We start from the raw sequence: 19223 nt of genomic DNA, 5'->3' as shown, positions 1-19223 counted from the left end.
TTTCTTTGCTGTTAACGTACAGCTCTATGGTGGGGTTTAGCCTTATGACAATGATTAACGCATAGGTGATTCGGGCAAAATAATCATATAATGTCGTTATGACTGTAAACGCTATTGATAAACTGTTAAAGCCCAACTCCGTCGCCGTTATTGGCGCCTCTAATCGTGCCAACCGCCCGGGTAATGCGGTGATGCGCAATTTGTTGCAGGCCGCTTTTGCCGGGCCGATTATGCCGGTCAACCCTAAATACAAAGCGGTTAACGGTGTCTTGGCCTATGCCGCTATTGCCGATTTGCCGGTGGTACCCGATTTGGCGATTATCTGTACCCGGGCCGACCGGGTGCCCGCCATTATCGATGAGCTGGGCGAGCTCGGCTGTCGCAATGCGGTGGTGATAGCGGCCGGGCTGGCATCCCTCCCCAGCGACACTGACCTTGCCTGCGTGCAAGAGGTTATGCTCGAGCGGGCCCGCCACTGGCAAATGCGAATACTGGGCCCCAACAGTTTGGGCGTTATGGTGCCCGGCATAGGTTTAAATGCGAGCTATGCCCACACCGGAGCCGAGGTTGGCAAAATTGCCTTTGTCAGCCAGTCCTCGGCGGTGTGTACAACGATTCTGGATTGGGCACAAAAGCGCAATATTGGTTTTTCTCATTTTATCGCTCTGGGTGATGCGGCGGATATCGATTTTGCTGAACTGATTGACTATCTCGGGTTGGATGGCAAAACGTCGGCTATCTTGCTCTATGTTGAAAATATACAAAGCGGCCGGCTATTTATGTCTGCCGCCCGCGCGGCGTCCACCAATAAACCTTTGCTTGTGATTAAAACCGGGCACTCGCTCGAGAGCCTGGAGTCGACGGTGAATTTGACTCGCGAACAAATTGGGGCCGACGCCGTTTACGATGCGGCTTTCAAACGCGCCGGTATGTTGCGGGTGGGCGAGCTGCGCGAGTTATTTGCTGCGGTGGAAACTTTGGCCCACGGCAAACCCATTCGCGGTGAACGCTTAACCGTGCTCACCAACGGCGTAGGCCCGGCATTAATGGCCGTCGATACCTTGCTCAGCAACGGCGGGCGGCTGGCACAATTAGGTGAAGCGACCATTGCGCGTTTACAAGCAGTGGTGCCTTTGGGAGGGCACAGTGTTAACCCGATTAATTTATTGGGCGATGCTGCGCCAGAGCTGTATCAAGATGCGCTGGACGTATTGCTAGAGGCGCCGGAGGTGGAAAATATTTTGGTTTTGCACTGTCCGTCGGCACTGGTTAGTGGCGAAACCTACGCCAGCAAAGTCATTCAAACGATTAAACGCAAAACCAAAAAAGTCCCCAATGTGTTGGTGGCGTGGATGGGCGAAAGCGCATCGGTGTCGGCGCGCGAGCGCTTCTCAAAAGCGGGTATTGCCTCATTCCGTACGCCCGAGGGTGCCGTGGGGGCATTTATGCATATGGTGCAATACCGTCGCAATCAGAAGTTGTTGATGGAAACGCCCGACTCCATCCCCGCCGACTTACAATACGATACCCTTGCGGCGCGCACGCTGGTTGCCAAAGTCTATCAAAGTGGTAGTAAGCAGTTATCACCCGAAGACTCGGTAGCACTGCTTGAGGCTTACGGTGTGCACACCGTACCGACCTCTACCGCCCATCGGGTAGAAGACCTGGCCGCCCAGGCGGAAATGCTCGGCTTTCCGGTCGCACTAAAAGTCATTTCGCCCGATATTATTCACAAGTCTGATGTGGGGGGCGTGGTGCTCAATCTGCACTCGGGCGAGGAGGTCGAGCGCACGGCGGCCAATATGCTGGAGCGAGTCGCGGCGACCTTGCCCAGCGCCAAGGTCGAAGGGTTTACCCTACAGCATATGGCGCGCCGCGCCGGTGCGCACGAAATTCGTATTGCGGTAAAAAATGACCCGGTATTTGGCCCGGTAATTTTACTGGGCGAAGGCGGCGCAGAACTGGATACTGAACGCCACAGCGTGGTGGCCCTACCGCCTCTGAACATGGCACTGTCGCGCTATTTGGTGATTCAGGCACTGGCCGAGGGCAAGTTGCGTGATACCAACTTACAGCAGCCGCTTGATCGCCACGCATTGAGTGTATTGCTCACTCAGGTTAATCAAATGGTGATTGACCACCCCGAGATACACGAGCTGGATATAAATCCGGCACTGGCGGCGGGGGGCGAGATGACCGTGGTTGATATCAGTGTACGTTTAGGCGACCCCAGCGCACGCAGCCTGGCCATTCGCCCTTACCCCAAACAGCTGGAAGAGTTGGTTACCCTTAAGTCGGGGCGTCAGGTTATTCTGCGACCCATCCGGCCTGAAGATGAAGCCACCCATAAAGAGTTTGACCGCAAGCTAACACCGGAGGATCGCTATAACCGTTATTTTGCCGAGCTGCCGAGCTTGGGGCATGAGCAATTGGCCCGCCAAACACAGATCGATTACGACCGGGAAATGGCGTTTATTGCCAGTGCAAACAATGCGCAGGGGGGCTTCGAAACCTTAGGCGTGGTTCGGGTACTTATGGACCCGGACAATATCGAAGGTGAATTTGCGGTTATTGTGCGCTCCGATACCAAAGGGCAGGGGCTGGGTAAAATTCTTTTGCAGAAAATGCTGCATTACTGTCGCGAATGTGGCGTTGCGCGTATTAGCGGTGAAACCATGCTGCAAAACCACGGCATGGCGGGCTTGGCGCGCTCATTGGGTTTTCAGGTGAAGCGTGATATTGAAGAGGGCATCATCACTATGGGTTATGAGTTTGTTGATTAATGGTTGCCACCCGCTTGCAGCTGCATTAATGCAATTATAATCGCTCTTAAAAACACTCGTAATTTGCTTTATTTAAATTGGCTATTGAATGATTGAAATCTTAAAGCAAGACCCAATGATCGTTACCTGCTTGCTAGTCACACTGGTGTTGGCTTGGTTTATCTTATTAATGCAAGCGCTCCTACACGAAGCTAAAGTTGCAATAATAGGAATCTTTGCCAGTGCTTTGTTAATGTTTAATATGAGCATGTCGGGTGTGGCTGCGGTTTATCTTTTTTGGCTTGCTTTGAGCATTAAAGTGCTGTTTATCATTTTATTTGGACGCAAGCACTATCGTAAGCCTTACTTCTATCTGCCGGTATTGGTTATGTCTGCCGTACTGCTATTTGCTTTCATTGCTACAGCGATTTCTGTCGAATGATTTCCTGCGATCAACACGATTTACTTGAGCTGGCTTGTATGCACAGTTATCGGCTGCAGCTGAGCTTGGTGAGTGGGGCTGTCATTGAGGGTGTGGCTTATAACACGGGTTACGATGAGCGTCGTTGGGAGTGTCTTGAGTTGCGATTGGAGGGTGGTAATAAGCAGGTTCCTCTGGAGGATATTGTCATCATTAAGGCGTTGTCCGATGGGGCAGCTTTTGCAGTGATTAGATTTTGAGGGTCGGAAAATGACGTCAGACTTTAATTTCCTGTCAGACATCTGTTTGTAATTTAAGCTTTGCCCTCTGTCGCCGGGCGGGCGAGCTACTTCTTTGGTGAGCAAAGAAGTAGCCAAGAAACTCACCCCGCACATCTCAGCCCTTCGGGTTCCCGAATTCGAGCCAATTTTGAGGGTCGGAAAAGATCGCTTCCCAGCGCTTTTCCTTAATTGCACATCCATGTGCAATTAACCCACAAAATTAGCTCGAATTCGGCTGGATGTGATGGGGAGTGGGGGCTTCGTAGCGAGTTTGGTTTTTGCGTCAGACATCAGACGTCCGACCTCAGACACTCACATCATCTATGCGCGATTAACCACCAAAATCAATCGGCATTCGGCTGGATGCGATGGGGAAGGGGACTTCGTAGTTGGTTTTGTTTTTGCGTCGGACATCAAAATCAAACTAAATACTACGTCAAATTCAATGCTGAACATGAGACGGCTTACTTTCGAATCCTCAATTTCTAGCCATATTTTCGATATTTCACTGGTTTTTCATGGGTTTAAGAGTCTAAGTTCACGAGACTTAATAAACATGATACATTGCCGATTGCTGTTCAAATTGGCTTCTTTACCTTTCTGTAAAAATGCGCCAATTTAAAGGAAATAATATAAAATACAGTGAGTTGTGGCGAGTTTCTAAAAGCAATCTAGGCGTGATACATTGTCAGGCGCATTTTTCAACTCGCACATTAATAAGCTGTTATGAGTATCCGTATGTCATATATCGATCAGTTAATAGAGGAAAGGTTGGGTGGCGATAGGTGTAGGTTAGCTGAACTATTCAAAAATGATGAAATATTGGAAGAACTAAAAAAGAACTCAAAAGATACAGGTTGGTACCGTTTCGAGGAACAAACATTTGATGGTGAATATTTAATTAAAAAAGACAATGAATATATTTGTTATCAGCAAGATAGAGGATTTAAGTTTTGGGAAAAATCCTTTCCTACTCTTTACGAAGCTGCCTTGTTCCTATTTAAAAAGTAATTTATACGGTAAACAAAAGTAAATAGTATGTGCAATAAAATAAAAATACTCATAACAAGGTTATCAAATTGACCCACATTGCTACGCTCCTTTTTGCGGTGGCTGCGCCACTTTACCGCAAAAATCCACTCCGCAATGTGGGCAATTTATAACGGCGTTAGGGTTTCTCCGTGCGCATAAAACCGCTCATTGCTACTTTGCTGCTCTTTTCGTTCGGAGTCTCAATGGCACAAACCAGCAGCCCAGAGATGCAATTGCACATTGCAGCCGGTTCAAACGATACGAAGACGATAGGCGTGCTGATCAAACAGGGTGTTTTGATTGATGCTGTAATCAATGGTAGCGTAACTCCGCTTATGACCGCAGCAAACAATGGAGCAACATCAGCCGTTGAAGATTTAATAAATCGTGGCGCAGATGTGAATCGGAAAACAAAAGCTCAGTGGACGGCACTTCTTTACGCAGCTGAGTATGGCAATGGCCCTGCACTAGAAGTCCTTCTGAAAAACGGAGCGGATATAAACGCCGTGCTCGCTGGCGGTGAAAGCGCACTTGTTCAAGCCTGTTTCAGAAAACGCCACGAGGTTGCGAACAAGCTAGTACAAGCAGGAATTAGTGTAAATTTGACTTCGAAAATTGGACTTACCGGCGGCATTGTTTGCGCCGATGCAGGTTACGTAGATGTCCTTGGGAATCTAGCTGCACGTGGAGAAAACTTAAATGCTTCGAATGCGTACGGCGAAACTGCACTAATTCGTGCAGCAATACAAGGGCACACTCATGTGGTTAAGTTTCTGGTTTCCAAGGGCGTGAACGTCAATTTAAAAGATAACCAAGGGAAGACTGCCGCCATGTGGGCAGTCGAGAATGGGCACGCCGATGTAGTTAAAGCACTTCAACCAAAAACCAAATAATTCAATCCAGGGGGCTTGCGTCAATCTGCCTCGAAGATTTTCGGTCATCCTTGATCTCAAGCGTTATGTCACAGAATAGAATATGAAGCTTAGAAAATTTACTTTAGACGATGCTGCTAGAGTGGCTTTGTTAGCTGGAGATGAATCGGTATCTGAATGGACTGCTAATATCCCTTTTCCGTATAGTGAGACGGATGCGATCAACTGGATTACAGCAACTTCAAATAACCCTGATCGCCATCCGTTCGCCATTGAAGTTTGTAACGAGATTGTGGGGTGTGTTTCCTACTGGCCTCATGATAGAAAGTCTGTAGAGGTTGGGTATTGGGTTGGCAAAAGTTACTGGGGAAAAGGTTTTTGTACTACCGCACTCCAATCTCTTATTAACTTAGAGTCTTTTCCAGTAAATATTAATATTGTCGCTAAAGTAATGGCCAAAAATATAGCATCAGAGAAGGTATTGGTAAAATGTGGTTTTTCCTTGTCTGGGCAGTGTGCAATCAAAAAGCATGGCAATGAAATTAGCGGCAAGTTATTTATTAAGCAGTCAAGGACATGACAAAAACAGTTAAGCAAGGTGTGCCGCGCGTATGCTGCAAGCGTTAGGCAACCAAACTCCTCCCAAACAAGTAGCGGCAGTCGAAGGGTGTAGTGAGTTCTAGAAAAGGGTTATATATTTTCAGGTATTGCTGCTCCCTTCGAGAGCTGGGGCGCGGATTATTGAACAGCTTCCAGGTTTTGAACGCTCTCTTTCAAGTTCGTATTACAACTTCCCCATCGCCTTAATATGCGCTACAACGCTGCGCCCTAATGCGGGTAGGTCGTAGCCGCCTTCCAGCATGGAGACTATGCCAAGGCAGAAGTCGTGATTATCCACATAGGCGCGCAATTCGGTGGTGACCCAGGCGTAGTCGGCTTCGGTTAGGCTGACGGAGGACATGTCGTCCAGTAGGTGGCCGTCAAAGCCGGCAGAAATCAATAATAGCTGCGGTTGAAATTGCTCCAGCGCGGGTAGCCAATACTGTTTTACCGCCTGGCGGAAGTCTTCACCTTTGGCGGTAGCGGCTAAGGGGGCGTTGACGATATGGCCGGGCTGGTTGATAAGTTCGGTGTTGGGGTAAAAGGGGTGCTGGAAGGTGGAGCAAAACAGAACGCGGGGTTCCTGTAAAAAAATATCCAGTGTGCCGTTGCCTTGGTGGACGTCAAAATCCAAAATAGCAACTCGCTCCAGCCCATGGTGGTCCAGTGCGTATTGAGCGGCCACGGCGATGTTGTTGTAAATACAAAAACCCATAGCGCGGTGGCGCTCGGCGTGGTGCCCCGGCGGGCGTACATTGCAAAATACGCCCTTGGCTTTTCCGGTAAGTACAAGGTCGACCGCCTGCACGCCACTGCCTGCCGCGTGGCGGGCCGCTAGCAGTGTTTTAGGGCTCATCCAGACATCGTTATCAAATACCCGAATACCGTTTGAGGGCGGCAGTGACTTGAGTGAGGTCAAGTAGTCGGCATCGTGTACGGCTTGCAATTGAGCGTCCGTGACTTCTTGCGCATCCCGCTCATTCACCACAAAGTCCAGCCCACTGGCAATCATTTGGTTGCGAATAGCGTCTATCCGTTCGGGGCACTCGGGGTGACCTTCGGGGGCCAAGTGTTGCTGGCAGCTGGGGTGGCTAATGATTACAACGGTCATAAGTTATTATTGTCGGCTATAGGTATTTATTTTGGGTTACAGTTTCAATTTAACACCCATTTTACTCATAATGGCGGCTATCCACATTATCACAAGGGCAAAAAAGGCGGACCAGAAAATACCGGCGGGGCCACTGTCAAAAATTGCGGGGCGGTAATTTATACCCGCCAGTTCAACCGCTGCCAGCAATATAAAGGGAAGTATATAAACCAACAGTGGGTTGGCTGCCGCCGGGGCGAAGAATTGGCACCAGCGGGTATGTTTTTTGACTTCGACGATATAGTGAGTAACCGTAAAAATCAGGGTGCAGAAAAAAATACTAAACAGCGCCCAGGTCGGGGTCGCCCATATTTTTGAAATCGGGCTCACGGGCCAGATGGCGAGGGCCGCTATACCACTGCACAGTATAAGCATCATGACATAGCGCCGACGATGAGTCACTAGCGCGTTGTGGTAAAAAAGCGTGGCCAGTATTGCCCCCGCTAAAACGATGGCGGTGTGGGTATTGTTGCGGTTATTTTCTACCAATAATTGTAAGGCCGAGCCTTCAAATTCCCGGGTGCCATTGAGTAATAAATAAAGGCCTAAAAAGCCCAGGGTAGCCAGCGTTAAAAAGGCGATTTGAGCGTGGGCTTTGTCGATTTGCAGCGCGCCTAAGTAGACGATACCTGCCATTAGGTAGGCCCAGCCGATCAGCCCTAAAATACCCCACCATTGGGTCGTCATGCCTGTGTTGGCTTTGCCTTGATATAAATACCAAAGGGTGACCAGTAGCGCGGCGCCGAGTGTGCGTAACCCTATAGGGATGGCAGCAGGCCAGTGGCTCGGGTATTGGCACCAGAGCAACAGCACCGCGCCGTACATCAGCAGGGTCCATAAATGAATAGCAATAGGCATGGTGTAGGGGTCATACCCACTTAGGGTATTCACCATAAACACACCGATAATAATAAGGCTAATGCTGCGCAGGGCAATATGACCAAACAGTTGGCGCAGGCTGTCGCCTTTGTGCAAACGGGCCGCACAGGCAAAAGGAATCGACATGCCGACAATAAACAAGAAGGCGGGAAACACCAAATCTACAAAAGTCATGCCGTTGGCATCGGCGGCGAGATGTTTCATCCAGCCGGGGATGTCGGCAATGCCGGCCAGCTCGTTGACAAACACCATGGTTAAAATAGTGATACCGCGAAAAACATCGATCGCCAGTACGCGTTTGGCGGCAAGATCGGGTTGTTTCATTATTATTCCTGTTATAGCGTTTTTTCGGGCCCGCGCCATGCGCGGGCCGCGGTGGGCTTTACAGGCCCAGGCGTTCTTCCAGCTTTTGGTTTTCGACTTCGATGTGTTTGTAAAAGGCCTTGTCTTTTAATTTGGAGGCGGCGCCTTCGTCGACAATAATAATGGCATCTTTGTGCATTTGCAGGGCAGACGCGGGGCAGGCGGCGGTGAGTGGGCCTTCCACGGTCGCGGCAATAGCCTCTGCCTTGGCTTCGCCCGTGGCCAGTAACACCACTTTCTTGGATTCCAAAATCGTCCCGATACCCATGGTAATGGACAGATGTGGTTGGTATTCATCGTCTTTAAAAAAGCGTGAATTATCGTTAATGGTATCCATGGTTAGCGTTTTCACACGGGTGCGTGAAGCCAGAGAGCTGGACGGCTCGTTAAAGCCAATATGGCCATTGCGCCCGATACCCAAGAGTTGAATGTCGATACCACCGGCGTTGCTGATGTCGTTTTCGTAATCGATACACGCGGCAATAGGGTCGTCGGCGTTGCCGGGCGGAACCTGCGTATTGCTTTTGTCGATATCGACATGGTCAAACAAGTGCTCATTCATAAAATGGCGATAGCTTTGTGGGTGCTCGCCATCCAGCCCTAAGTATTCGTCTAAGTTAAAGCTGGTTGCTTTGGCAAAAGACAGTTCATTGGCTTTATTCAAAGCAATCAGTTCTTTGTAAAGAGCAACAGGCGTGGAGCCGGTGGCTAAACCCAGAACCGAGTTGGGTTTTTTCTGCAGTTGTTTTTTAAAAATATTGGCGCCGTAGGCGGCAACCGATGCGGCGTCTTCTAAGATGATAACTTTCATGATTGCTCCGGCAAATCAGTGTTGTTGGTAGTCACCGGCCACCCAGGTAGCCGTAACGTTAAAGTCGTCGGTAAAGTGCACTAAATCTGCTCGGTAGTGCGGATCTATGCGGCCCAGTGTTTGATTGAGTTTCATATATTCAGCGGGGTACAAAGAGGCCATCCGCAAGCTTTCACTTAAGGAAATGCCAACATCGCGATGGGCAATACGCACCGCATCGATCATGCCGATGGCACTGCCAGCCAGCCGGCCTTCGGCGTTTACCAGAGCGCCGTTGTGCTCGAAAATCTCTTCGCCGTAAATGGTGAACGATTTTTGTTCGCTGCCTACCGTGGACATTGCATCGGTCACCAGGTATAGCTTGCCTAAGGGCTTGGCGTTGAGGGCGACTCTGACCGAACCGGGGTGTACATGGTGGTTGTCGCAAATAATGCCGCACCATGTGGTGTCGCTTTCGAGTGCTGCCCCCACCACGCCGGGTTCGCGCCCGCTTTGTGGGCGCATTGCGTTAAATAAGTGGGTAAAGCCCGTTAAGCCGTCAGCAATGGCCGCTACCACGTCTTCGTAATGGGCATTGGTATGGCCGGCGGCGACGAAGATGCCCGCCTGACACAGCTGTCTCACTTGGCCGCTGGCGGCGTGCTCGGGGGCCAGGGTGAGCATTACTTTGAATCCCTCAATGGCGGTCAGCCATTGCATATCTTCCTGCTCGATACCGCGGATGTACTTGGCGTTGTGCGCACCGCGCTTGTCCATATCGAAAAAAGGACCTTCAATATGAATCCCTAAAATACCATTCATGCCCGCGTTGATGGCGTCGGATACGGCTTTCACTCCGGCCTGATGAGTGGGGCGTGTATCGCTGATAAGTGTAGGGAGCATACTGGTAGTACCGGTAGGGCGGTGACCGTCTAGCATGGTTTGCAGGGCGCTGACGCTGGGGTCATTGGTGAAAAATGCACCGCCACCGCCATTGACTTGTAGGTCAATAAAGCCGGGGGCGAGAATGCCACCTGCAAGGGGGATGATCTCCGCATCAGGATACTGACGGACAACGTTGTCATTTTCGGGTAATGAAATAACCTCAGTGCCTTCGATAACCACAGCCCGATTGTCGAGAAATTGATCACCGGTAAATATACGCGCGCCCACAAGAGCTTGTTTCATGTCACTTTAACCTGCGATAGTCATAAGATAGGCCGCAGCCCAATATCGTTCTTATTATCGACCGGAATTGGGCATTTTGCAATCACTGAGCACCATTACGGTGATTGACGAGGGTTTTCAGCCATACTTAATCATCCATGGCCAGTATGGTACCACTGTAACGTTTATGCGTTCGGCGACCGTTAGCTAAGGCGTAAAAAACCAAAAGCCCGCTAATAAGCGGGCTTTTGGGGGGTGATTTAACGCCTATCATTAGCCGTGGTTAATCACCATTACATCGGTATCGAGTGCGTCAATTAGGCGCTCGGAAGTGTTGCCCCGGCGGGTTTTGGTCATACCGTTTTGGCCCAAGGTACCCATAATCACCAAATCGGCATTGATGTTTTCCGCAATTTTAGAAACCACATCGGAGGTGTAGCCGTGATCGACATGAATTCGATCGGTGTCTACGCCGGTTTCTTTCGCGAGTCGGCCGCGATCGGGGTAGTTCATGGAGTCCATGTAACCGTTAACTACATGCATATCTGCGTTGTAAACACCGCAGATATTGCGCGCCGTTTCCAGAATTTTCTCGTTCAATTCAATTTGAACATTACGAGTGGCCTGGAAGTTGACGGCGGCCAACACGGTTTTGCGTTCTTCGTGCGCGCCCGGGCGAATCAGAACCACTGGGCAGGAGGCGCCTTTAAGCAGTTCCCACTTGGATTCGGTAAACAGAAAACGTCGGTTGGCAGTTTTGGCGTGCACCGGCAAGTAAATCAGGTCAGCATTGGCTCGTTTGGCCGCTTGCATGATGGACTCTTGCCACTCAGATGACCAAGAAACTTCAATTAAATGCTCCACCCCCGCTTCGTTAAGCGTGCTGCGGATTTGTTCGTCAAACCAGCTTTGGTCGCGAACCAGATTGGCATTGTAAGCGCGGGTGTCGACGGCATCGCCATCAACAGCGACAAAGACGTGGACGAAAGGCTTTACTTTCTGTAATTGCGACGTGCGTTTGACCCGCTCTAGCGCGACGTGTTGTTCGTCGTTTGGGTCCACAACAACAAACATCTTCTGCTGCTTGGGCATGGATTCTCCTAAGTATTCTCGGTGGTAACGGTAAGCCTGTGGGGCTTGCCGGTTTAGCGTTCACCGGGGCAAAAATATTAGCATTTTGTAGCCCCGGAGCCTGTTATAAGGCGGTCAGCCAAGTGCAGCTATCAGTCTGTGCTTGGGCAATAGCTGTGACTTGGCCAGATCATTTCCGCTTCAAACCTAAGCATATCAACTTGCTCGGCTCCTTGGTAGCAGAGAAAGTCTCACTAGGGGGTACAATAGCGCTTTTGTACACAATTAAGAGGTAAATATGACTCAGCTTACAAGCATCGGCTTTGATGACCTGGCGATTGATCAAACCGCGAGCTATAGCAAAACGTTGACCGAGGCCGATCTGGTATTGTTTGCGGCCACCAGTGGCGATGTCAATCCGGTTCACCTGGACGCCGAGTTTGCGGCCGGTACGGTGTTTGGCGAAAGAATTGGCCACGGTATGTGGTTGGGGGCATTGGTATCGGCTGCAATTGCCACGCAATTACCGGGCCCAGGCTCAGTCTACCGGAGCCAATCCCTGCAATTTAAGCAACCCGTAAAGCTTGGCGATACCGCCACGGTGACCTTGACCGTTACCGGCCTAAAGGCTCGCATGAAATTGGTGACCTTAGCGTGCAGCGTGACAAATCAGAATGGAGTGGTTTTGGCCAAGGGGGAGGCCGATGTGATTGCACCGGCTGCGGGCGGAACTTTACAGGCGCCAGATTTACCCGCCATCACGATCGACTGAGCAGGGCCAGCTTACAGTGGCGGCGGCCAGCCGCCCAGGTTGTGCCAACGATTGACAATGTTGCAGAACAGCTCGGCGGTTTTTTCGGCGTCGTAGGCGGCACTGTGAGCGGCGCTGTTGGAAAATTCGATACCGGCTAATTGGCAGGTTTTGGCTAATACGGTGTGGCCGTAAGCCAGGCCGGAAAGCGTAGCCGTATCGAAACAAGAAAACGGGTGAAAGGGATTGCGTTTAATATCGCAGCGCTCAATGGCCGCATTGACAAACCCCAGGTCAAAGTGGGCGTTGTGGCCCACCATCACGGCGCGGGTACAGCCTTGCTGGCGTACAGCGCGGCGAATGCCCTGCAATAGCTCGGTCATTGCCATCTCTTCCGGAATCGCTAGTCGTGTTTCGCTGTCGAGATCGATTCCGGTAAAATCCAGTGCCGACTGTTCAATGTTGGCCCCCTCAAACGGGTCGACATGAAACTCCAGGGTCTGTTCGGGAATAATCAGGCCGTTGCTGTCCATGGTCAGAGTTACCGCTGCTACCTCTAGCAGGGCGTCCCGGGCGCAGTTAAAACCGCCGGTTTCAACGTCAACCACCACCGGCAAAAAACCGCGAAAGCGTTGCGCCATGGGGGATGCGTTATCTTTTTCAAACTCCGGAGGGCTTGGCTTCACGATAGATCCTTAAGCGATAGTCGCCAGTTTCCAATTGAGGGTTTCTCCCGCACACAGAGGGACAATGGTTTCATCGAGATAGGGCAGTGTTTGCGGCAATTGCCAGCTCTCGCGGGTCAGCGTTATGGTGTCTGTGTTGCGCGCCAGACCGTAGAAGTCCGGCCCAAAATGACTGGCAAAAGCTTCCAGTTTATCCAGTGCTCCGGCCCGATCAAAGGCTTCGGCGTAGAGTTCAATAGCGCTGTAGGCAGTGTAGCTACCGGCACAGCCACAAGCGGCTTCTTTTTTGTTTTTAGTGTGCGGTGCAGAATCCGTGCCCAAAAAGAACTTGGGATTGCCGCTGGTGGCGGCAGCCACCAGTGCGTCTTGATGGGTCATGCGCTTGAGAATCGGCAGGCAATAGTAATGCGGCTTAATCCCCCCCACCAGCATATGGTTGCGGTTGTACAACAGGTGATGAGCGGTAATCGTGGCCGCTACATTAGCATTGGCCGATCTAACGAAGTCGGCGGCATCGGCGGTGGTGATATGTTCCAGTACGATTTTTAAATCGGGGAAGTCACTGACCACGGGGCCCAAAATGGTGTCGAGAAACACCTTCTCCCGATCGAAAATATCAATCGCGCTATCGGTGACTTCGCCGTGTACTAAAAACAGAATGCCTTCGCGCTGCATGGCCTCCAGTACCGGGTAAATATTGTTGATATCTGTGACGCCCGAGTCGGAGTTGGTGGTAGCGCCGGCGGGGTAGAGTTTACAGGCCACTACTCCGGCGGCTTTGGCAGCTACGATATCTTCCGGCTGGGTATTGTCGGTTAGATAGAGCACCATAAGGGGTTCAAACTGAGCCTGTGCGGGAGTGGCGGCTTTGATGCGCTCACGATAAGCCGAGGCCTCATTGGCATTGGTGACCGGGGGTACCAGATTGGGCATGACGATGCTGCGGGCAAATTGCCGGGCGGCATCGGGTACCGTGCGGGCGAGAGAGTCACCATCTCGCAGGTGAATATGCCAATCGTCGGGCCGAATCAGGGTAATTTTGTTTGTCATACCAATGCACACAGGGAAGTTTAAAGCCGTGCATCCTAGCAAAAATGGGGCTAAAGCGCAGCAGGATTAGGCCGATAACCCCTGTGATCTCTCTCGGGATCGTCACAAATGACTAAATCGTTGGAGCCGCACGGGTGAAAATACGCGTTATTGACATAGGGTTGGGATTGCTGGGCTGGTTGGTTGTGGCACCGAGTTTCGCTGCCACCTACGCAGGCTCTATGGAAAACACTCAGTGGCAGGTCGATGCTAGTGTCTTTGCCTGCCAGATGCGCCAAGATATTCCCCTGCTGGGGGAGGCCGTCTTTATGCGCCGGGCCGGCGAGACTCAGCGCTTCTCGCTGACCGAGCTTAACCGCCAATTAAAACCGGGCCAGGCCGAGTTGTTTTCTCTGGCTCCGCGCTGGCGCAGTGTTGGTGAACACTATTCGATGCGTGAATTATCGGTGGGCGATACCGATTCGGTCAGCCTGGATTGGCGAGACTCACAACAGTTATTGCAAGAGCTGGTAGAGGGGCGGCAACTGTTGTTGCGTGGCGACAGTTGGTACGAGTCGAGCGATGTGGTGGATGTGATTATTGAGCCGATACGCATTCGTCAGGCGCTGGCGGAGTACCAAACGTGTTTATCCGGCTTGCTGCCTGTCAATTACGACCAGGTGCGCCGCACATCCATTCTCTTTCCTGGCGGTACGGATGAGTTTGACGATAGCGAGCAGCAAACGCTCGACAATCTGGCTCGCTATGTTTTAGCCGACCCCTATATCACCGCACTGGTGATTGATGGCCATGCCGATGGCGCCGGGCTTCGTGCCGATAACTTGGTTCTGTCGCAAAAGCGTGCGGAATATGTGGTGAATTATTTAATCGAGCGCGGTGTACCAGAGGGGTTAATCGAAGTGCGGTGGCACGGAGAGCGCTACCCCATTGCCTCCAATCGAAGCGCTGCAGGGCGGGCGCAAAATAGGCGCGTCACCGTGCGCGTTGACCGTTTCGAACCGGATCCCGAAGCGCTTGCCCGAGCCAACTAACCCTTGTGAGAGGCATTTGAATCGCGCACGCTCGACGGTTTAATGCTGCCGTCTACTTGCATTGGAATTGGTGCCGAGCCCCGTTGCCTGCAAGTGCAAACCCCTTTCGTTTTATTCACTGCGTAAAAATATATTAAGCTTCGGAATTTTCCTCTAGTGCGTTGGTCAAAACCCTCGATATTGACGCCCTCGGCTGTTGCCGAAGGGTAGGGTCCAATCTATAGAGGTAGTGATTGCATGCAGCACAGAGTGTTGATGACACAGATAGTAATGAGTGTGGTTTTGGTGTTTTCTGGCATGGCCGTTCGTGCGGCAGCTCTGCCTGAATTTACCGAGTTAATTGAAAATAGTGTGCCCGCGGTGGTCAAAATCACCACCAGCAAAACTGTATCGGGTGGCCCATCCTTTTTGGATCAGATTCCCGAGTCGCACCGACACTTTTTTGGCCAGCCCAATCCGCGCGAGCGCAATGCCCGGTCGATGGGGTCGGGTTTTATTATTTCCTCCGAGGGCCATGTGCTGACCAACAATCATGTCATCGACGATGCCGATGAGGTGGTGGTGCGTTTGTTTGATCAGCGTGAGTTGGTCGCCGAGGTGGTGGGGGTAGATCCATTGTCGGATTTGGCCCTGCTAAAAATAGACGCTAAAAATCTGCCGACCTTGTCGTTTGCCCCAGCCGAGAGTTTAAAAGTGGGGCAATGGGTGGTGGCGATTGGCTCGCCCTTTGGTTTGGACTACTCCGCCAGTGCCGGTATTGTCAGCGCCATGGGCCGCTCCATTAGCGCCAATGAAAGTTCGTATGTTCCGTTTATTCAAACCGATGTAGCCATCAACCCCGGCAACTCCGGTGGGCCGTTGTTTAATCTTAACGGCGAAGTGGTCGGTATTAATTCGCAAATTTATTCTCGCTCTGGAGGCTCCAATGGCCTGTCTTTTTCCATTCCCGCGGATGTAGCGCAGGAAGTGGTCGAGCAACTGATGGATGATGGGCGGGTACAGCGCGGTTGGTTGGGCGTATATATTACCGATGTTAACCGCGATCTTGCCATTTCCTTCGGCTTAGATAAGCCCATGGGCGCACTGGTCAATGATGTGGAAGATGAAAGCCCAGCGCAAAAGGCAGGGTTGTTGCCCAGCGATATTGTGATCGAGTTCGATGGCAAAACGGTAGAAGACTCGGGCACCTTGCCGCAACTGGTCGGTCGTGTGGCACCGGGCACCGAAGTTGAACTCACTGTAATGCGCAAGGGCAAACGTAAAACACTAGAGGTTACTCTGGCCGAGCGGGCCGGGGATGACAGCGAGCAGTCCTCGGGCAAATCGCGCCACAGCGGCGCTCTGGACCGCTTAGGCATGAAGGTGGATGACATAGACAGCCGCTATCGTGAGCGCTGGAAACTCGATGGAGGTGCACTGGTTAGGCAAGTGGAGCCAAACTCTCCCGCGGCTGAAACCGGCTTGCGTCCCGGGGATGTGATTGTTCAACTCGGCCATGACGAGGTGAGTGACGCCGATGATTATCGCGATCTGTCCTCCGAACTGAAAGAGGACAAGCTGTATCCCATACGCTTTTATCGGCGTGGTCAGCCCCTGATTCGCACCATTAATATCGACACTGAGTGATAGAGTCGTGATAACCCGGGCCATAACTTGGCCTGGGTTGTATAAGCCGGTGAGGAACTTAGGTTATACTGCGAACGTTAAAAATCGTCTGTTCGGAGCAATTTAAGTGGAGCGTAATCGCCTATTTTGGGGAAGTCGTCGTGGCATGCTGGAGCTGGATTTAATCTTGCTGCCATTTTTGGACAATATATACCCCTCCCTTGAGCAAGCCGACAAGGAACGTTATTGGAAGTTATTGGAATGTGAAGATCAGGATATGTTTGCCTGGCTGCTGCATCGCCAAGACCCTGAAGATCCACAGCTGCAAAGGATTGTGCACATTGTCAGAGAAAATACCGGAAAAGCGCCGTAAAGCCTCGGCCACATCACCTCCCCTTGCCGATCCCGGTGAGGGGGTTTATCTCGATACCACACTGTTCCCCTCCCGGATTTTATTGTCATGGCACCTTGCAGTGCACAGCTTGGCAGGTTTTGCTTTGTTGGTCGTGACGGCTCTTAAGTGGCAAGAGTCCGCATGGTGGCTCATCTGCAGTGGGTTGTTAGTGGTCGTTGTGGCGGTTGTGGGCAGCAGGGGGCGGGGTGAACTCAAGCGAATTTGGCATTTGCGCTTAGAGGCCGGCAGTTGGTTTTTGGCTCCGGAGGGTGGGCACTTACAACCGGTTCGGTTAAAAGGAAAATTAACCCTATGGCCCGGCTTGGTCGGTTTGAGCTTGAGTCCGGGCCGGGGGAGCACTCACTTACTGCTGGCACCTGACTCCATGGCCCATGAGGATTATCACCGTTTGCGGGTGTGGTTGGTTACTCAGGTGCAGCACTGACAATAATGTCTTGCGCGGCAAAATTGGTGGGCACCAAAATGGTATTGCGAGCAATACTGCTTAAATTGGGGTGATCCAGCGAATAATGCAGGCCGCGGCTCTCTTTGCGCTCCATTGCCGAGCGGATAATCAGCTGTGCCACCGTCACCAGGTTGCGCAGTTCGATCAAATCCCCGCTCACTTTGTAATTGCTGTAGTACTCGGCAATCTCTTTTTGCAGCAATTTTATACGGTGCGTGGCTCGCTCCAGTCGTTTGTGAGTGCGCACAATGCCAACATAGTCCCACATAAAACGCCGCAGCTCGTCCCAGTTGTGAGAGATAACCACGTCCTCATCGGAATTGGTCACGCGCGACTCATCCCACTTGGGGCTGTCGGCGGGGGTGGCCACTGAGTCGATTTTGCCCTTGATGTGCAAAGCGGCCGATTGCGCGTAAACAATACACTCCAGCAGCGAATTCGACGCCATACGGTTGGCGCCGTGTAGGCCGGTAAAAGAGGTTTCGCCAATGGCGTAGAGGTTTTCCAGATCGGTTTGGCCGTTGCGATCGACCACCACGCCGCCACAGGTATAGTGCGCCGCCGGTACTACTGGTATGGGGTCTTGGGTTATATCAATCCCAAATTCCAGACAGCGGGCTTTGACCGTAGGGAAATGCTCGCTAATAAATGCCTCGGATTTGTGGGATATGTCCAGATAGACGCAGTCGCAGCCCAGCCGCTTAATCTCATAGTCAATGGCGCGGGCGACGACATCCCGGGGGGCCAATTCGCCGCGTTCGTCAAAGCGGTGCATAAAGCGCTCGCCATTGGGCAGCTTTAAATAAGCCCCTTCGCCGCGCAGCGCTTCGGTGATCAAAAAGCTTTTGGCTTTGGGGTGGTACAAGCAAGTGGGGTGAAACTGATTGAATTCCATATTGGCGACCCGACACCCGGCGCGCCAGGCCATGGCGATGCCATCGCCCGAGGCACTGTCGGGGTTGCTGGTGTAAAGGTACACCTTGCTGGCGCCGCCGGTAGCCAATACCACTACCTTGGCCTGAAACACGCTGACGTGGTCATTGCCTCGGTTAAGCGCATAGGCGCCTGAGGCGCGTACTTTACGTGAGCCGGAATCAGCCTGAGTGATCAGGTTGAGAGCCACATGGTTCTCAAAAATCTCGAGGTTGGGGTGGGCCTGAACCCGGTCTATTAATGTGCTGTGTACCGCCTTACCAGTGGCGTCGGCGCTATGAATGATACGCCGATGGCTGTGCCCGCCCTCTTGGGTAAGGTGGTAGTCGTCGGAGTTGGATTCGCGGGTGAAGTCCACCCCCTGTTCAATCAGCCACTCAATCGCGCTAGTCGAGTTTTCCACGGTAAAACGCACCGCGTCTTCGTGGCAGAGGCCAGCGCCGGCAACGAGAGTGTCGGCAACGTGTGCATCGACCGTGTCTTGATCGTCCAGTACCGCAGCAATTCCCCCCTGGGCATACCAGGTTGAGCCTGTATTGATCGCGCTCTTGCTGAGCACGGCAACCCGGGCTGTTTCCGCTAAACTTAACGCTAAGGTTAGCCCGGCTGCGCCGGAGCCAATAATCAGGACATCGTGGTGGTGGTGCTGTTTCATACACGCTCGCTATAACGAATAGGGGCGAATTATAACAAGTTGTTGCACGCTACGCCCCCGCTGAGGCTTATTTAACCAATTGCACCGGTTTATCCCAGTGGTAGAGAGAAATACGTATAATGTGTGGAACTTCTTATTAGAAGTGTGTGTCTATGGGCGTCAATGGGGAATGAGGCGCCGTTTGGCTCACCGTGACGGTCAGTGCCGGCTATGGCACAGTGGAATTTGAATGTCACCGGCTTATCGAGCGGGTGTTTGGGGGTT

The 19223-nt window shown here is 51.8% G+C and carries 19 protein-coding genes; 11 read left to right on the top strand and 8 right to left on the bottom strand.

All coding sequences use genetic code 11. The annotated features are described in order from the left end of the window. Nucleotides 1-98 precede the first annotated feature (98 nt). The 6 genes from Q4563_RS09215 (at nt 99) to Q4563_RS09190 (ending at nt 5948) form a co-directional block, all read left to right on the top strand. Entirely contained in the window at nt 99-2783 is a 2685-nt protein-coding gene (locus Q4563_RS09215) for a bifunctional acetate--CoA ligase family protein/GNAT family N-acetyltransferase (RefSeq protein ID WP_303604332.1), read from the top strand. Between the two features lie 88 nt (nt 2784-2871). Further along, nucleotides 2872-3204, top strand: coding sequence for a hypothetical protein (locus Q4563_RS09210; protein ID WP_303604331.1), 333 nt, complete (start codon nt 2872-2874; stop codon nt 3202-3204). Then, entirely contained in the window at nt 3201-3443 is a 243-nt protein-coding gene (locus Q4563_RS09205) for a Rho-binding antiterminator (protein ID WP_303604330.1), read from the top strand. Before Q4563_RS09210 ends, Q4563_RS09205 begins: the two co-directional genes overlap by 4 nt. Before the next feature lie 759 nt (nt 3444-4202). Then, complete coding sequence (locus Q4563_RS09200) at nt 4203-4475, top strand: hypothetical protein (protein WP_303604329.1); 273 nt, start codon at nt 4203-4205, stop codon at nt 4473-4475. A gap of 224 nt (nt 4476-4699) precedes the next feature. Continuing rightward, the gene (locus tag Q4563_RS09195) at nt 4700-5389 is read left to right on the top strand and encodes an ankyrin repeat domain-containing protein (protein WP_336623032.1); all 690 of its coding nucleotides are present in this window, start codon (nt 4700-4702) and stop codon (nt 5387-5389) included. An 82-nt stretch (nt 5390-5471) separates the two neighbouring features. Beyond that, nucleotides 5472-5948, top strand: coding sequence for a GNAT family N-acetyltransferase (locus Q4563_RS09190; protein ID WP_303604327.1), 477 nt, complete (start codon nt 5472-5474; stop codon nt 5946-5948). A 204-nt stretch (nt 5949-6152) separates the two neighbouring features. Here Q4563_RS09190 and Q4563_RS09185 read toward each other — a convergent pair whose 3' ends face one another. The 5 genes from Q4563_RS09185 to Q4563_RS09165 all read right to left on the bottom strand — a co-directional run bounded on the left by Q4563_RS09185 (nt 6153) and on the right by Q4563_RS09165 (nt 11409). Further along, a complete protein-coding gene (locus tag Q4563_RS09185; RefSeq protein WP_303604326.1) occupies nt 6153-7079 on the bottom strand; it encodes a histone deacetylase family protein in 927 nt (308 codons plus the stop codon). 36 nt (nt 7080-7115) lie between these two features. After that, nucleotides 7116-8321 (bottom strand): DUF5009 domain-containing protein, encoded by a 1206-nt coding sequence (locus tag Q4563_RS09180; protein WP_303604325.1) that lies wholly within the window; start codon nt 8319-8321, stop codon nt 7116-7118. 58 nt (nt 8322-8379) lie between these two features. Next, the gene (gene nagB, locus Q4563_RS09175; RefSeq protein WP_215975143.1) at nt 8380-9171 is read right to left on the bottom strand and encodes a glucosamine-6-phosphate deaminase; all 792 of its coding nucleotides are present in this window, start codon (nt 9169-9171) and stop codon (nt 8380-8382) included. A 15-nt stretch (nt 9172-9186) separates the two neighbouring features. Then, nucleotides 9187-10338: an N-acetylglucosamine-6-phosphate deacetylase gene (gene nagA, locus Q4563_RS09170; protein ID WP_303604324.1), complete on the bottom strand. Its 1152-nt coding sequence runs from the start codon at nt 10336-10338 to the stop codon at nt 9187-9189. Between the two features lie 252 nt (nt 10339-10590). Then, nucleotides 10591-11409, bottom strand: a complete 819-nt coding sequence (locus Q4563_RS09165) for a universal stress protein (RefSeq protein WP_303604323.1) — start codon at nt 11407-11409, stop codon at nt 10591-10593. A 277-nt stretch (nt 11410-11686) separates the two neighbouring features. Between Q4563_RS09165 and Q4563_RS09160 the strand changes: the two genes are divergently transcribed. Next, complete coding sequence (locus tag Q4563_RS09160) at nt 11687-12160, top strand: MaoC family dehydratase (protein WP_215975146.1); 474 nt, start codon at nt 11687-11689, stop codon at nt 12158-12160. A gap of 11 nt (nt 12161-12171) precedes the next feature. Here the strand turns inward: Q4563_RS09160 and rnt are convergent, their stop codons facing one another. Further along, entirely contained in the window at nt 12172-12780 is a 609-nt protein-coding gene (gene rnt / locus Q4563_RS09155) for a ribonuclease T (RefSeq protein ID WP_215975180.1), read from the bottom strand. Between the two features lie 54 nt (nt 12781-12834). Continuing rightward, the gene (gene pyrC / locus Q4563_RS09150) at nt 12835-13875 is read right to left on the bottom strand and encodes a dihydroorotase (RefSeq protein WP_303604322.1); all 1041 of its coding nucleotides are present in this window, start codon (nt 13873-13875) and stop codon (nt 12835-12837) included. A gap of 134 nt (nt 13876-14009) precedes the next feature. On the opposite strand from pyrC, the gene Q4563_RS09145 reads away from it, so the two are divergent. The 4 genes from Q4563_RS09145 (at nt 14010) to Q4563_RS09130 (ending at nt 17350) form a co-directional block, all read left to right on the top strand. Next, the gene (locus Q4563_RS09145; RefSeq protein ID WP_303604321.1) at nt 14010-14906 is read left to right on the top strand and encodes a MotY family protein; all 897 of its coding nucleotides are present in this window, start codon (nt 14010-14012) and stop codon (nt 14904-14906) included. A 255-nt stretch (nt 14907-15161) separates the two neighbouring features. Beyond that, on the top strand, nt 15162-16532 hold the full coding sequence (locus Q4563_RS09140; RefSeq protein WP_303604320.1) for a Do family serine endopeptidase: 1371 nt from the start codon (nt 15162-15164) through the stop codon (nt 16530-16532). 106 nt (nt 16533-16638) lie between these two features. Next, nucleotides 16639-16884 (top strand): FAD assembly factor SdhE, encoded by a 246-nt coding sequence (locus Q4563_RS09135; RefSeq protein ID WP_215975150.1) that lies wholly within the window; start codon nt 16639-16641, stop codon nt 16882-16884. Continuing rightward, nucleotides 16853-17350, top strand: a complete 498-nt coding sequence (locus Q4563_RS09130; protein WP_215975151.1) for a protein YgfX — start codon at nt 16853-16855, stop codon at nt 17348-17350. Before Q4563_RS09135 ends, Q4563_RS09130 begins: the two co-directional genes overlap by 32 nt. Here Q4563_RS09130 and nadB read toward each other — a convergent pair. Then, nucleotides 17331-18959: an L-aspartate oxidase gene (nadB, locus tag Q4563_RS09125; RefSeq protein ID WP_215975152.1), complete on the bottom strand. Its 1629-nt coding sequence runs from the start codon at nt 18957-18959 to the stop codon at nt 17331-17333. The genes Q4563_RS09130 and nadB overlap by 20 nt on opposite strands. Nucleotides 18960-19223: the final 264 nt, after the last annotated feature.

It is taken from the genome of Gilvimarinus sp. 1_MG-2023, assembly GCF_030548285.1.
The sequence above is the reverse complement of the archived record's forward strand: the minus strand, read 5'-3'. Positions and strand labels throughout refer to the sequence as shown.

Bases quoted from the DNA above. Each gene is read 5' to 3' on its own strand.
- Q4563_RS09215 (WP_303604332.1), top strand. From the start codon at position 99: ATGACTGTAAACGCTATTGATAAACTGTTAAAGCCCAACTCCGTCGCC.
- Q4563_RS09210 (WP_303604331.1), top strand. From the start codon at position 2,872: ATGATTGAAATCTTAAAGCAAGACCCAATGATCGTTACCTGCTTGCTA.
- Q4563_RS09205 (WP_303604330.1), top strand. From the start codon at position 3,201: ATGATTTCCTGCGATCAACACGATTTACTTGAGCTGGCTTGTATGCAC.
- Q4563_RS09200 (WP_303604329.1), top strand. From the start codon at position 4,203: ATGTCATATATCGATCAGTTAATAGAGGAAAGGTTGGGTGGCGATAGG.
- Q4563_RS09195 (WP_336623032.1), top strand. From the start codon at position 4,700: ATGGCACAAACCAGCAGCCCAGAGATGCAATTGCACATTGCAGCCGGT.
- Q4563_RS09190 (WP_303604327.1), top strand. From the start codon at position 5,472: ATGAAGCTTAGAAAATTTACTTTAGACGATGCTGCTAGAGTGGCTTTG.
- Q4563_RS09185 (WP_303604326.1), bottom strand. From the start codon at position 7,079: ATGACCGTTGTAATCATTAGCCACCCCAGCTGCCAGCAACACTTGGCC.
- Q4563_RS09180 (WP_303604325.1), bottom strand. From the start codon at position 8,321: ATGAAACAACCCGATCTTGCCGCCAAACGCGTACTGGCGATCGATGTT.
- nagB (WP_215975143.1), bottom strand. From the start codon at position 9,171: ATGAAAGTTATCATCTTAGAAGACGCCGCATCGGTTGCCGCCTACGGC.
- nagA (WP_303604324.1), bottom strand. From the start codon at position 10,338: ATGAAACAAGCTCTTGTGGGCGCGCGTATATTTACCGGTGATCAATTT.
- Q4563_RS09165 (WP_303604323.1), bottom strand. From the start codon at position 11,409: ATGCCCAAGCAGCAGAAGATGTTTGTTGTTGTGGACCCAAACGACGAA.
- Q4563_RS09160 (WP_215975146.1), top strand. From the start codon at position 11,687: ATGACTCAGCTTACAAGCATCGGCTTTGATGACCTGGCGATTGATCAA.
- rnt (WP_215975180.1), bottom strand. From the start codon at position 12,780: ATGGCGCAACGCTTTCGCGGTTTTTTGCCGGTGGTGGTTGACGTTGAA.
- pyrC (WP_303604322.1), bottom strand. From the start codon at position 13,875: ATGACAAACAAAATTACCCTGATTCGGCCCGACGATTGGCATATTCAC.
- Q4563_RS09140 (WP_303604320.1), top strand. From the start codon at position 15,162: ATGACACAGATAGTAATGAGTGTGGTTTTGGTGTTTTCTGGCATGGCC.
- nadB (WP_215975152.1), bottom strand. From the start codon at position 18,959: ATGAAACAGCACCACCACCACGATGTCCTGATTATTGGCTCCGGCGCA.